This is a genomic window from Acidithiobacillus sp. TH-A67, assembly GCF_057473545.1.
The window spans coordinates 24,718-35,948 of record NZ_JBYCKU010000047.1; the positions used below are offsets into that span (position 1 = coordinate 24,718).

The following is an 11,231-nucleotide window of genomic DNA, read 5'->3' on the forward strand; positions in this document are numbered from 1 at the left end:
GTCAATAGAGATGCCCAGTGATTCTGTGTTGCAACAGATCTGGCAGAGCCTGGACCGAACGAGTGCGTTGATCGTTTTCACCCCCAGCGGCATCGTCCAGGATGCCAATGAAAACTTTCTGCATGCTGTAGGATATCAAAAAGCAGAGATTATCGGACAACACCACCGCATCCTCTGTTTCCCTGCCTACGCGCAAAGTCCCGAGTACCAGCAGTTTTGGCGAGATCTCGCGGAGGGAAGGCCGCAACACGGTATCTTTGAACGCCGCACGAAAAGCGGAGTCTCTCTTTTTCTGGATGCAGAATATCTTCCCGTTCTGGATGCAAGCGGCAAGGTAGAGCAAGTCATCGAGATTGCGAAAGACGTAACGTTCTCCAAACAGCAGAGCAATCTGATTGAGAAAATCGTACAAAGGATTAGCAACGATGCCAAAAAAAATAGCAGTACATTGACCGCCACCAGCCAAGAGACACTGGCGTCCATGCGCAATGTGGAAGCATCGGTGCGCGAGATTGGCGGAATCCTGCGACAAAACCAGCAGGCGACGGAGAACCTGCAGAAGGATGTGGGCACAATCCAGGGGATTGCCCAGACCATTCGGGAGATTGCCTACCAAACTAATCTGCTGGCTTTGAATGCAGCGATTGAGGCGGCCCGGGCCGGGGAACATGGACGGGGATTTGCCGTGGTAGCGGATGAGGTACGAAGTCTTTCCAAACGCGTTCAGGAGGCCACGGAAGATGTGCAAAAAAACATTGTTTCGATTCAGACCTCCTCGCAAGGCATTAGCGTTTCCAGTCAAAAAGCAAATCAGCAATCGCAAAATGCCGAGGCCGTGACGCAGCGCCTCTCGCAAACACTGGAAAACTTCCGGCAGATGTCCGTGTTGCTCTCCACGGAGTCTGCCATTGCAGATCACGAGCTGTTCGCTCTGCAAATGGAAGAAGACCTGAGTCGTTCTAGTTCAGATCAGCTTGTTTCCGATGTTCCTGACGAACACCAGTGCGATTTTGGTCGATGGTATGACGGTGCCGGTCAGGAGCTGATGGGAAATAATCCACAGTTCCAGGCGATTGCGGCTCCCCACGCTGCTCTACATGCAGCGGCCAAGGCGCTGAAAGCCGCTGCGGAACGCGGAGATCAACAAGCAATCGAGCGGCAACGGAGAGCGCTGGAAGAAGCGAAGGATCAAACCATCCAGGGCCTGGAGAAAATGGCTTACGAAGCGGCGGAGAAGCTTGGAGATGCAAAATGAATGGATCGACCTTACAAAACGTAGATGAACGGACCCAACTGGCGGGCACCAACAAGTTCGAGCTGCTCGTTTTCCGCCTCGGAGCCGACGCTGCCCTGGGCAGTCAGGAGCTCTTCGGCATCAATGTCTTCAAGGTCCGCGAGGCCTTGGTCATGCCGAAGATCACCCCCATGCCGGGGGCGCCGGAGCATGTCCTGGGAGTCGCCAACATCCGTGGGCAAATCCTTCCCGTCATCGATCTGCCCAGTGTCGTCGGTTGTCAGGCGAGCGGACTAAACATCCTGTTGGTCACCGAATATGAACGCTCCGTACAAGGGTTTGCCGTGGAGGACGTCGAGGAAATCGTTCGCCTCGACTGGAGCCGGGTGCTTTCCGCCGAAGGTGCGGCGGTCGGCGGGCTGGTCACCAGTCTCGCGCGACTTGACGAAGACGAGGAAAAGGCCCGGCTGGCATTAGTACTCGACGTCGAACATATCCTGCGTCAGGTATTACCCTCCCGCTTCAAGAGCGGCGATGAACTCGGTCAACAGCACCACGTGGAAATCCCGGCAGGCTCAGTCATTCTCTACGCCGATGATTCCGCAGTGGCCCGCAGTCAGATCGAAAAAACCCTTCGCAGCCTGGGCCTCCCCTTCATCGGCACCAAAACCGGCAAGGAGGCCTGGGAGCGTCTGCAACAGCTGGCCAAGGACGCGCGCGCCGAGGGCCGCGCCATCACCGACAAGGTCGCGATGCTCCTCACCGACCTGGAAATGCCAGAGATGGATGGTTTCACCCTGACGCGTCGCATTAAGGAGAACGAAAACCTGCGCGCGCTGCCAGTGGTCATCCACTCCTCACTCTCGGGTAGTGCCAACGAGGCCCATGCCCAGAGTGTGAACGCCGATGGCTACGTGGCCAAATTTATACCCGATGACCTGGCGCGGGCCATCACCAGTGTCATCCATCGCCGATAACACGAGGCCAGAACCATGATAAACCATCCAGACTCTCTCGCTTCCCTACTCGATGCCTGCCTCGATGGTGATCCCGAAACCATCCGCTTGCTGCGCGAAGATGAGGAATTCCAGAGCTCGATAACGCCGATCTGTGAGCAACAGCGGCAACGACTGCAACAATATTGCCAGGTGCTCGATCAGCAGACGCTGGCTTATCAGGGAACAAACAACATCCATCTTCTCGGGTTGGCGTTTCAGAAAAGCCTGCAACGCGCCGAACTCGACAGCCAGTCTCTGCTCGATCAGGCACAGGCGCTCATTCGCGCGGTCAAGGATTCTGCGGCTGCGGTAGCGGCCAACCAGGACCTCGCCGAACACACCCTGCGCGATGTACAGTTGGGAAATGAGCGTCTCTCCGAACTCATCGGTGAAATGGATCTCGTCGAGCAGGCGGTGAATGGCATGGGCAAAACGGTCCAGGCCTTTCTGGAGCAGACCCGGACCATCACCACCCTGGCGGTGAAGGTGCAGGAGATTGCCAAACAGACCAATCTGCTGGCGCTCAACGCAGCGATCGAGGCCGCCCGCGCTGGCGAACATGGGCGGGGCTTTGCCGTCGTGGCAGACGAAGTCAAAAAGCTGGCGCAGAGCTCCTCTCGGGCCGCGAGCGACATCCGTAATGCCGCCACCAGCATCAATGAGGGCGCTGCCGAAGTCGAGGATCGGGTGTCTTCCAGTATCCAGCACCTGCGTCGTGGCGGCGATTCTCTCGAGACGGTTGCCGAGGTGTTGGGTATGGCCAATCATTCCGCCCAGGGAACCCAGGACAATATACAGAACATCATTGCCGGCAGCGCCCAGGAAATCGCCGCCGCCGAGGCGATGGGTGTGCACATGCAAACACTGGGTAGATCGATGCGCGACTTCGATGACAGTTTCAAGGAAATTCGAGACTGCCTCGGAAAGGTACAAAATGACCTCGAGCAGGCCGCCGAAGACGCCACGGCAGGGCACGTGCCCGTTGCCGTGCGTCTCAGTATCGCCAAGAGCGACCATGTGCGCTGGGTAGGAAAGGTTCTCGAAGCCATCAGCACCGGTGATACCAGCCTCGGGGCAGACGAGCTCAAGGACGAACACGCCTGTAGTTTGGGGAAATGGATGGACAATCTGAACGATGTATCACTGACACAGAGCACGGAGTTCGCCGCCCTGCAGCAGGTGCACCCACAGGTACACAAGCTGGGACTACGCCTGGTCCAATCCGTGCGAGAAAACGACACCGCCGAGATTGGCAAGGGCGCGGAACAACTGAAAAGCCTGAGTCAAATGGTACAGACTCAGCTCGACAAGTTGCGCGACAAGGTTCTGGCCGCAGTAGCGGGGATCTCTGGGGAGTAAGTTCGGGTGGCAAAACAGGAGCTGGCGGCAAATGAAGAGGCAGAAGTCGCCACTGCCCCAGTACCACTTTGGCCAAAATTCCGCCTTTGGGCTATTGCCCTCGCTGCCGCCATTGCCGCCGCCAGTGGTACCTCGCTGCTTCCCCCGGCAATTTCTTCCACAGCACCATTTTGGGCTCCCTATCTTCTCGACGCCCTGCGTTTTCTGGTCCTGTGGTATGTCGCCAGCGTCGTCGTACGTAGCCTGTTTTTCCTGGCGGAATGGCTGCTCGAAGCGCTGCTGGCCACTCGTCCATTCAGCTCGTCCAGCGACTGACCCGCTGCGACGGGGCGGTCAATGACGCGCCGTCCACCAATCGCGCCCCAGACCAAAAATCGTGACTACCAGTGCCAGCAACAGCAGATTAGCAATCCAGCGCCAACGCACCCAGTTACAAATGGCGGCCAAATGGAGCAAGGCGTCCACGCCTGCGGTCGACCCATGTAACGCAAGCTGTGCCTTGGCGTTGGTCTCGAATACCACCCCTAAATAGCGCATCACCATTAAAAACAAGGCGATGGCAAAGAGACTCAGGCCAGTATAGATCCAGGAGGAACGACGGCGCCAACGCATCGGCTAGACAGATTTCCAGAAATGGAGTTGCTGCATCGCTGCCGCCAGCAGCGCATCCGCACGCTCTGCCGTCGCTGCCTCTACATAGCAACGCAACTCCGGGGCATTACCCGAAGGACGCAAATGGAGAATCTCATCGGCATCACTCTGCATCCGAACTCCGTCAGTCAGGTCCATTGCCGTGCCGACAAAACCCAAGCCCGAGAAATCCTCATTGAAGGCCGCCAGATTGCCGCCTCCCTCTTGGTAACGGGCCAGCAGTTCGCGGCTCCGCTCCGTGGGGAAATTCTGCACCCGATCACTACTGGTATAGCGCTGTGGCAGCTCCTGCAGAAGGCCGGAGAGCGGCGCACCAGCTTGCGCTGCGGCGATCAGAGCGGCGAGCATGGGCAAGATGGCATCCCGAGTGGGGAGGGGTTCTAGCCTGCGGCCCTCTTCCCGCAAAGTAGAGGCGAGCAGAAACCCGCCATTCGCCTCATACCCCATCACCCGGGCGTAGCCCTCTGCCAACAACTGATCCATACCGGCAATCACATAAGGCGACCCGATGCGGGTGCGTAAAGTCCGCCGGAACTTTCTACTGCTTTCGAGTCCGGTATTGCTCGAAATGGGTGTCACCACCCCGTCGGCACCCAACAACGCCGCACAAATTTGCCCCAGCTGATCGCCACGCCACCAAGCCCCAGTCTCGTCGGCCAGCATCGGCCGGTCGGCATCGCCATCGGTGCTGAGTAACGCCTGCAGGCCATGCCCCGACACCCAGTGTTCGGCCAGGACACGATCTTCCGGGCGCAGGGCCTCGGTATCCATGGGCACAAATTCCTCCGAGCGCCCCAACAGCACCGTTTCTGCACCCAGGGCCTGCAGAAGCCCCGGCAACAGGTCCCGCGCCACTCCCGAATGCTGGTACACACCGATCCGCCAGTTGCGCAGAGGTTCCCCTACAAAAAAATCGAGGTAGCGACGGCGGTATTGAGTAAGCCCGAACTCTTCGGCATCGGGCAACTGCGACCGTTGGCGCAGCGCCCCTGCTGGCGTGAACTTCTCTGGGTCGGAAGAAGGTAAAGCCCTCAGGATCCCAGCCTCGTCGGCCTTACTGAGCTCGGCTTTTGGCCGATTGAACTTGATACCATTACGGTCGAAGGGGATATGGCTGCCAGTCACCATGAGCGACGGCAGCCTGGCCTGAAAACCGGCAAAGGCCAGGGCCGGCGAAGGGATACGTCCGAGATAGCGCGGCGTTCCACCGGTTTCCAGCACGCCCTGCCAGGCCGCTTCGAGGATGGCGCTCGTGCTAGGGCGCAAATCTCCAGCCAGAAAGACCTCCGCACCTGATTCAAACTCTCCCAGCGTCTGCAAATACCGCAGGAACGCCGACACGTACCCAACCACCACTGCGTCGGTCAACTCCGTCACCAATCCCCGCAAACCACTCGTACCAAATGCCGCCATAGTTTTCTCCCTAGATTCTCTGGCAAGCATATCATGCTAGGCGGATCCCATACTCCGCCAAGCCACTTTTGTTAATCCAAAGACGTAATGTCCTCTTTGTCCAATTGTAAAATATCCCCTTTTGGTTTTGGGGGCGGTGACAGAGGAGATCATTACGATGACGCAGAAGGCGGTGGACCGGCTGGAGGTGATGCAGCAGTTGGTCAGTCGGACACTACGGCAGCAAGAGGCGGCACAGCAGCTCGGGCTGAGCGTGCGGCAGGTCAAGCGCCTGCTGATCCGATTTCGAGAGAAAGGGGCGCCTTATATCGGGCGCAATCCTTCTTGTCGGGCCGACACTTGGGATGGCGCGTTACGCTGTTCGACGCCTATCGCCCTCTGGCGGTTCAGCACTTCATGGTCTGGAATCTATGCCCGACTCGCCCCCAAAGTATACCGCTTTGGGGGGATTCCCGATCCGGATCCCTGCTGTCCGCCGCCCCACAGCACGGGTGCCGCCATAGACTGTAAACTGGTGGATGGAGAAGGTCGGGATATACCCATGCGCGGTCCTGTCGATGACTTTTGGTCTCGGTCATGACCCAGGCGGGGTTTGCGCAGCATGTTGGAGAATGGTGGCACTTCTCCATCGGAGGTCAGATGTGGGCGCATGCGATGGGCGCAAAGCACGCGCTTTATGGACGAATCCTCAGCTGATCTTATCATCCGCCACATGATAACGCGGGTCTTCTGCCACGTTAAAGACGACCAGATCCTTTGCCTTCTCCAGCAAATCCCGACAGTCACCGCTCAAATGGCGCAGATACAGCTTCTTGCCCCGCTTCTTGTAGCGCTCCGCCAGCGCATCAATAGCCTCGATGGCGGAATGATCGACAATCCGTGCCCCGCCGAAGTCGATGATGACCACGTCCGGATCTTCCGCCGGGGTAAAGAGATTACGGAAGGCGCTCACCGAGGCAAAAAACAGCGTTCCTTGCAGGGTGTATATCTTATGCCCCTCCGTATCGATGCTAGTTTTGACTTCAATCTGCTTGGCGTGCTGCCAGGCAAAGACCAGCGCCGCGATGATGACTCCCGCCACTACCGCCAAGGTAATATTGACCAGCACCGTAATGGCGGCGACCAGAATGCCGATGACTATGTCCGTACGCGGCACCTTGCCGAAAAAGCGCAGACTGCTCCATTCAAAGGTCTTTTCCACCACCACGAACATCACGCCGACCAGTGCGGCAATGGGCACCTGGCTAATCCAGTCTGAGGCCAGCACAATAAAGGACAGCAAGAAAATAGCCGTGGTAATGCCCGAAAGGCGTTTGATGGCGCCGTTACCGACGTTGATGATGCTCTCCCCCAGCATGGCGCAGCCGCCCATGGCGCCAAAAAAGCCGCTGACCACATTGGCAAGACCCTGCGCCATGGACTCCCGATTCGGCTTGCCGCGGGTGTCGGTCATCTCGTCAATCAGATCCAGGGTCAACAAGGTTTCCACCAAACCGTTGGCGGCCATAACCAGGGCGTAAGGGAAGATGACAACCAGCGTATGCCAGGTCAATGGCACTTCCGGCAAATGAAAGCTGGGCAGACCGCCGGCCAGCGATGCCACATCGCCGATGGTCACCGTAGGAATCTTGAAGACGACCACGAGGAGGGTGGTCACTAACGCACCTGCGAGCGTTGCCGGGATCGCCTTAGTGATGCGCGGCGTCAGGTAAATAGCTACCATGGTCAGGGCGACCAGTCCGATCATGATATAAAGCTGCGTACCCTGCATCCAGACCATGGCGCCTTGGGCATCCTTGACCTTGAAATGCTCTAGCTGCGCCATGAAGATCACGATAGCGAGGCCGTTGATGAAACCGAGCATGACCGGGTGTGGAATCAGTCGCACGAATTTACTCAGCCGCGCCGCCGCGAAGAAAAGTTGCAGCAGGCCCATCAGGACGACGGCAGCAAACAGGTATTCTACCCCGTGGGAAACCACCAACGATACCGCCACCACCGCCGTAGCACCGCTGGCGCCGGATACCATACCTGGTCGCCCACCCCACAGCGAGGTGACAAACACCAGGATAACCGCCGCGTACAAGCCGGTTAACGGCGAAACATGGGCGACAAAGGCGAAGGCGATGGCTTCCGGCACCAGAGCCAGCGCCACAGTAATGCCGCTAAGGATATTGATCTTGTTTTCTTCAAATCGGGACAGGCTTTGCATCGGACTGCTCCACTTGAGGCAAATGCGTCTCCATGCCGGGTTGGGCGCTTAGGCCCGCAGTGCGGCAGGAAGCAGCAGTAGAGTTCGAAAATGAGAAAGGCGAAAGCTTCGCCTGAGTGCGGTTAGCAGTGACCGCAATAAAGAATGGGGTTGAAACTCACATCGGAGGATGGCACTGATTCATTGGCTTAATGACTAAATACCGTACCAGAGTCCTGATTTATAATCAAACCTGGTTTGCCTCCCATGTTAGGCTTTCCGCAGGGCCAGCCCCGCGGTGGGAGAAAAGCGCATTCAGTGGGCAAGAACGAGCACAATGATGGTCGCGTTCCACCACAGCTGCAGAAAGATTCGCAGCTACATGGCGAACGGGCGCACCGGAGCGCACCGGAGCGCTTGACAGCAAAGTATACCCATCCTACATTCCGCAACTCTGTTGCGCTGGTACGCATGCATGCCTGCCTTTTCTGTCTCGACTGATCCCGTTCTGGAAGTCTCCAACCTGGGCGTACGCCTCGGCGGCAGACAGGTATTGCAGGACATCTCTTTTACCCTGAAGAAGGGGAGCGTCTCCGCCCTGATTGGTGAAAATGGTGCGGGCAAAACCACCCTCTTGCGCAGCATCCTGGGCATTCAGACCTGGCAGAAAGGTAGCATCCGAGTGCTGGGCAAGACAGCACGCGGACAACTTTCGCAGATTGGCTATGTTCCGCAAAAGATCGCTTTCGATCCGTACCTACCCCTGCGCACCCGAGATCTGGTGGCTCTGGGGCAAACGGGCCGTCACTGGTGGCAACGGTCGGATACTGCAGCGGTGGCTGACGCGCTTGCCGCGGTGCAGGCCGAAAGCTTTGCTGAACAACGGGTAGGGATGCTTTCGGGCGGGCAACAGCAGCGCGCCGTCATTGCCCATGCCCTCGCCCGTCGACCGCGCCTGCTTCTCCTCGATGAGCCTCTTGCCAACCTCGACTTCGCCAGCGCCAGCCGCCTGGTGGAGCTACTGGGTGTACTGGCCCGTAAACAAGGGATCAGCGTCCTGGTCACGGCGCACGACATGAACCCCTTGCTGCCCATACTCGATCATCTCGTGTATCTGGTCGGTGGCCGGGCTGCGGCGGGCAACGTGGCCGAGGTCGTGCGCAGCGATGTATTAAACCGGCTCTATGGTTACCCAGTAGAAGTATTGCAGCATCGCGGACGCCTACTGGTCCTGCCCGAAAACCCGCAGCAGGGCCTGGAAATCCCCTGCCACGTCCACGAACATCTGGATCAGCATGACTGATCCCCTGCATCTGGCGAGCTTTCTGCACAATTCCGCGGTGCAGACTGCCCTATGGATCGGTGCACTGGCGGCAATCCTGAACGGCAGCATAGGGATCTTTACCGTGCTGCGGCAGCATAGCTTTGCCGGTCACGCCCTGGGGGACGGTAGTAGTGCTGGAGGAGCGGTGGCAATCTTTCTTGGGAGTGCCGCCCTGTGGGGATTCCTCGGCATGGCCTGGTTGGCGGCCCTGGCCATGGGGGCATTGGGCCTGCGACGCGCCCGTGAACGCGATCTGGCCACCGGTGTAGTGCTCGGGGCGACACTGGGAATTTCCGCACTCTTCCTCTACTTGGACGTGAGCAGCACGCAAGCCAGCGGCGCCACAGTGGAGGTCATGTTTGGGTCGATCTTTGCGTTGGATCCGCAACTGCTCTGGCCAACGATCCTTCTCGTGGGAGTCGCCATTGCTTTGATCGTCCTGCTCTACCGCCCGCTCTTGCTGATTGCTGCCAACCCCGATCTCGGGCGTGCCGCAGGATTGCCCGTACGCCGCCTGGAACTGCTCTACCTGCTGCTGCTCGGTACCGCGGCGGCCCTGTCGGCCCTCTCCATTGGCGTCATCCTCGCCACCGCGCTGCTGCTCGGCCCTGCGGCAAGTGCGTTGCGTCTGGCCCGCAGGCCCTGGCAGAGCTTCCTCTACGCCCAAGGAATCGCCCTCACCGCCGTGCTGGGCGGCATCTACCTCGCGTTCATGAGCTATTATTGGTCGGATGGTGCCAGCTGGCCGGTAAGCTTTTTCGTCGTACTCCTGATTCTCCTGCTGTACCTGGCCAGCGCAGCTCTGGCCTCCCGGCGACGGACCAAGCGCTGATGTTTTCCAGTTTTCTCCTGCACACCTGGATTGCCGCCACCCTGCTGGCCATTGCCGCCGGCAGCCTCGGCTATTTCGTCGTTCTTCGGCGCAGCGCCTTTGCCGCCCATGCCTTGCCCCTGGCTGCCTTTCCCGGTGGTGCCTTGGCCAGTCTGCTGGGTTTTGCCCCCCTCTGGGGACTGGGCGGTTTTGCCATCATCGGCGTCCTCTTTCTTCGCATTTTTTCTCTTTTGGGACGTCGCGACGTAGCGATGGGGCTGCTGCTGAGCAGCTTTCTGGCCCTGGGCGGACTGTTTTTGAGCCTGGGTCGGGAATATGCTGCACGGGTCTACGGCCTGCTTTTTGGCGAAGTGCTAGGCATCTCCTCTGCCAGTCTCCTGCCTCTGGCCCTGCTCGTCAGCGTCGTATTGCTGCTGCTCCTCTGGCAGTTTCCCATTTTGCTTCTGGAATCCACCCAACCTGAGCTCGCGAACGCACACGCCATCTCCAGCGCACGTATAGAGTGGTTTTTTCTCCTTCTCCTCGCCCTGGTCAGCGCCGCCGCCGTGCCGGTGGTCGGCACCCTGCTGGTGTTCACCCTGTTGGTGAGTCCCGCCGCTGCCGCCCAACGACTGTCGCGCCGTCCATATCACGCCTGGGCGCTCGCCATCCTCTTTGCCGAGCTGCTGAGTTGGTCATCCATCGCCCTCTCCTACTGGTCCAACTGGCCATTGAGTTTTTTTGTTGGCGTTCAGGGGGCGCTACTCTTCCTGTTCAGTCGCATCTTTGCCAGGAGCTGAGCGGCTTCCCTCCTCGCGCGCTAGGTGGCATCATCTATGGCCATCGAGAGAAAGATCACGAACGCGCTATCGAGGGAAGTCATGAGCACAAGCGGCAGTAAACGACCCGATCGCTTCATCATCAGCGGTGCCCTGCATGGCGTCACTCCGGACGCACGCAAGAAACTAGAAGAATTTGAAAAACTCGGGGGGCATATCGACTACCTGCCGGAAAAGGCCCTTGCCCTGATCCAGTATGATGGCCGTTGCGGTGCGGAACTGGAAGAACACATGGTGGCAGTGTTGCAACAAGCCGGCGCGTCCTGTGCATCGCATGGCGTCATCTGCCACGGGAAGGACCATTGCGAACCCCTCAACCTGCATGTCGGCCCGCTGGCGCAGGATCATCCCCGCCGCGGTGAGTCACTGAGCAAACACCTCGCACGCTGGCTACACCTCAAACAAAAGTAA

At 58.7% G+C, this 11,231-nt stretch carries 13 protein-coding genes and 3 pseudogenes; 13 read left to right on the forward strand and 3 right to left on the reverse strand.

Features of this window, described 5'->3' with window-relative positions; translation table 11 throughout:
• Nucleotides 1–10: 10 nt before the first annotated feature.
• The 7 genes and pseudogenes from AC2VNM_RS07450 to AC2VNM_RS07480 form a co-directional block, all read left to right on the forward strand.
• A pseudogene (locus AC2VNM_RS07450) lies at nucleotides 11–373 on the forward strand (PAS domain-containing protein); the annotation flags it as partial.
• 108 nt (nucleotides 374–481) lie between these two features.
• Nucleotides 482–808 (forward strand): annotated as a pseudogene (locus AC2VNM_RS07455) (methyl-accepting chemotaxis protein); the annotation flags it as partial.
• A 69-nt stretch (nucleotides 809–877) separates the two neighbouring features.
• Nucleotides 878–1,255: a CZB domain-containing protein gene (locus AC2VNM_RS07460; RefSeq protein WP_483166113.1), complete on the forward strand. Its 378-nt coding sequence runs from the start codon at nucleotides 878–880 to the stop codon at nucleotides 1,253–1,255.
• On the forward strand, nucleotides 1,252–2,211 hold the full coding sequence (locus AC2VNM_RS07465; RefSeq protein ID WP_483166087.1) for a chemotaxis protein: 960 nt from the start codon (nucleotides 1,252–1,254) through the stop codon (nucleotides 2,209–2,211). The genes AC2VNM_RS07460 and AC2VNM_RS07465 overlap by 4 nt, the downstream gene beginning before the upstream one ends.
• A gap of 414 nt (nucleotides 2,212–2,625) precedes the next feature.
• A pseudogene (locus tag AC2VNM_RS07470) lies at nucleotides 2,626–3,012 on the forward strand (methyl-accepting chemotaxis protein); the annotation flags it as partial.
• Between the two features lie 96 nt (nucleotides 3,013–3,108).
• A complete protein-coding gene (locus tag AC2VNM_RS07475) occupies nucleotides 3,109–3,591 on the forward strand; it encodes a CZB domain-containing protein (protein ID WP_483189691.1) in 483 nt (160 codons plus the stop codon).
• Nucleotides 3,592–3,597: 6 nt separating this feature from the next.
• Nucleotides 3,598–3,906 carry a hypothetical protein gene (locus tag AC2VNM_RS07480; RefSeq protein WP_483166086.1) on the forward strand — a complete coding sequence of 103 codons (309 nt, stop codon included), beginning with the start codon at nucleotides 3,598–3,600 and terminating at the stop codon, nucleotides 3,904–3,906.
• 18 nt (nucleotides 3,907–3,924) lie between these two features.
• On the opposite strand, the gene AC2VNM_RS07485 is transcribed toward AC2VNM_RS07480, so the two are convergent.
• The gene (locus AC2VNM_RS07485) at nucleotides 3,925–4,203 is read right to left on the reverse strand and encodes a hypothetical protein (protein ID WP_483166085.1); all 279 of its coding nucleotides are present in this window, start codon (nucleotides 4,201–4,203) and stop codon (nucleotides 3,925–3,927) included.
• 3 nt (nucleotides 4,204–4,206) lie between these two features.
• Nucleotides 4,207–5,655, reverse strand: coding sequence for a phosphomannomutase (locus tag AC2VNM_RS07490; RefSeq protein ID WP_483166084.1), 1,449 nt, complete (start codon nucleotides 5,653–5,655; stop codon nucleotides 4,207–4,209).
• A gap of 157 nt (nucleotides 5,656–5,812) precedes the next feature.
• Between AC2VNM_RS07490 and AC2VNM_RS07495 the strand changes: the two genes are divergently transcribed.
• Nucleotides 5,813–6,235 (forward strand): helix-turn-helix domain-containing protein, encoded by a 423-nt coding sequence (locus tag AC2VNM_RS07495; protein WP_483166083.1) that lies wholly within the window; start codon nucleotides 5,813–5,815, stop codon nucleotides 6,233–6,235.
• On the forward strand, nucleotides 6,232–6,351 hold the full coding sequence (locus AC2VNM_RS07500; RefSeq protein ID WP_483166082.1) for a hypothetical protein: 120 nt from the start codon (nucleotides 6,232–6,234) through the stop codon (nucleotides 6,349–6,351). Before AC2VNM_RS07495 ends, AC2VNM_RS07500 begins: the two co-directional genes overlap by 4 nt.
• On the opposite strand, the gene AC2VNM_RS07505 is transcribed toward AC2VNM_RS07500, so the two are convergent.
• The gene (locus AC2VNM_RS07505; RefSeq protein ID WP_483166081.1) at nucleotides 6,344–7,867 is read right to left on the reverse strand and encodes a SulP family inorganic anion transporter; all 1,524 of its coding nucleotides are present in this window, start codon (nucleotides 7,865–7,867) and stop codon (nucleotides 6,344–6,346) included. The genes AC2VNM_RS07500 and AC2VNM_RS07505 overlap by 8 nt on opposite strands.
• 454 nt (nucleotides 7,868–8,321) lie before the next feature.
• Here AC2VNM_RS07505 and AC2VNM_RS07510 point away from each other — a divergent pair, with 454 nt between their 5' ends.
• The 4 genes from AC2VNM_RS07510 (at nucleotide 8,322) to AC2VNM_RS07525 (ending at nucleotide 11,231) form a co-directional block, all read left to right on the forward strand.
• A complete protein-coding gene (locus AC2VNM_RS07510) occupies nucleotides 8,322–9,149 on the forward strand; it encodes a metal ABC transporter ATP-binding protein (protein WP_483166080.1) in 828 nt (275 codons plus the stop codon).
• The gene (locus tag AC2VNM_RS07515; protein ID WP_483166079.1) at nucleotides 9,142–10,002 is read left to right on the forward strand and encodes a metal ABC transporter permease; all 861 of its coding nucleotides are present in this window, start codon (nucleotides 9,142–9,144) and stop codon (nucleotides 10,000–10,002) included. The genes AC2VNM_RS07510 and AC2VNM_RS07515 overlap by 8 nt, the downstream gene beginning before the upstream one ends.
• The gene (locus tag AC2VNM_RS07520; protein ID WP_483166078.1) at nucleotides 10,002–10,781 is read left to right on the forward strand and encodes a metal ABC transporter permease; all 780 of its coding nucleotides are present in this window, start codon (nucleotides 10,002–10,004) and stop codon (nucleotides 10,779–10,781) included. The genes AC2VNM_RS07515 and AC2VNM_RS07520 overlap by 1 nt, the downstream gene beginning before the upstream one ends.
• 81 nt (nucleotides 10,782–10,862) lie before the next feature.
• A complete protein-coding gene (locus tag AC2VNM_RS07525) occupies nucleotides 10,863–11,231 on the forward strand; it encodes a hypothetical protein (RefSeq protein WP_483166077.1) in 369 nt (122 codons plus the stop codon).

What these genes read in the sequence shown, in the direction of transcription:
- AC2VNM_RS07465 (WP_483166087.1), top strand. Translation starts at nt 1,252, where the DNA reads ATGAATGGATCGACCTTACAAAACGTAGATGAACGGACCCAACTGGCG.
- AC2VNM_RS07515 (WP_483166079.1), top strand. Translation starts at nt 9,142, where the DNA reads ATGACTGATCCCCTGCATCTGGCGAGCTTTCTGCACAATTCCGCGGTG.
- AC2VNM_RS07475 (WP_483189691.1), top strand. Translation starts at nt 3,109, where the DNA reads ATGCGCGACTTCGATGACAGTTTCAAGGAAATTCGAGACTGCCTCGGA.
- AC2VNM_RS07500 (WP_483166082.1), top strand. Translation starts at nt 6,232, where the DNA reads ATGACCCAGGCGGGGTTTGCGCAGCATGTTGGAGAATGGTGGCACTTC.
- AC2VNM_RS07460 (WP_483166113.1), top strand. Translation starts at nt 878, where the DNA reads ATGTCCGTGTTGCTCTCCACGGAGTCTGCCATTGCAGATCACGAGCTG.
- AC2VNM_RS07525 (WP_483166077.1), top strand. Translation starts at nt 10,863, where the DNA reads ATGAGCACAAGCGGCAGTAAACGACCCGATCGCTTCATCATCAGCGGT.
- AC2VNM_RS07485 (WP_483166085.1), bottom strand. Translation starts at nt 4,203, where the DNA reads ATGCGTTGGCGCCGTCGTTCCTCCTGGATCTATACTGGCCTGAGTCTC.
- AC2VNM_RS07495 (WP_483166083.1), top strand. Translation starts at nt 5,813, where the DNA reads ATGACGCAGAAGGCGGTGGACCGGCTGGAGGTGATGCAGCAGTTGGTC.
- AC2VNM_RS07505 (WP_483166081.1), bottom strand. Translation starts at nt 7,867, where the DNA reads ATGCAAAGCCTGTCCCGATTTGAAGAAAACAAGATCAATATCCTTAGC.
- AC2VNM_RS07520 (WP_483166078.1), top strand. Translation starts at nt 10,002, where the DNA reads ATGTTTTCCAGTTTTCTCCTGCACACCTGGATTGCCGCCACCCTGCTG.
- AC2VNM_RS07490 (WP_483166084.1), bottom strand. Translation starts at nt 5,655, where the DNA reads ATGGCGGCATTTGGTACGAGTGGTTTGCGGGGATTGGTGACGGAGTTG.
- AC2VNM_RS07510 (WP_483166080.1), top strand. Translation starts at nt 8,322, where the DNA reads ATGCCTGCCTTTTCTGTCTCGACTGATCCCGTTCTGGAAGTCTCCAAC.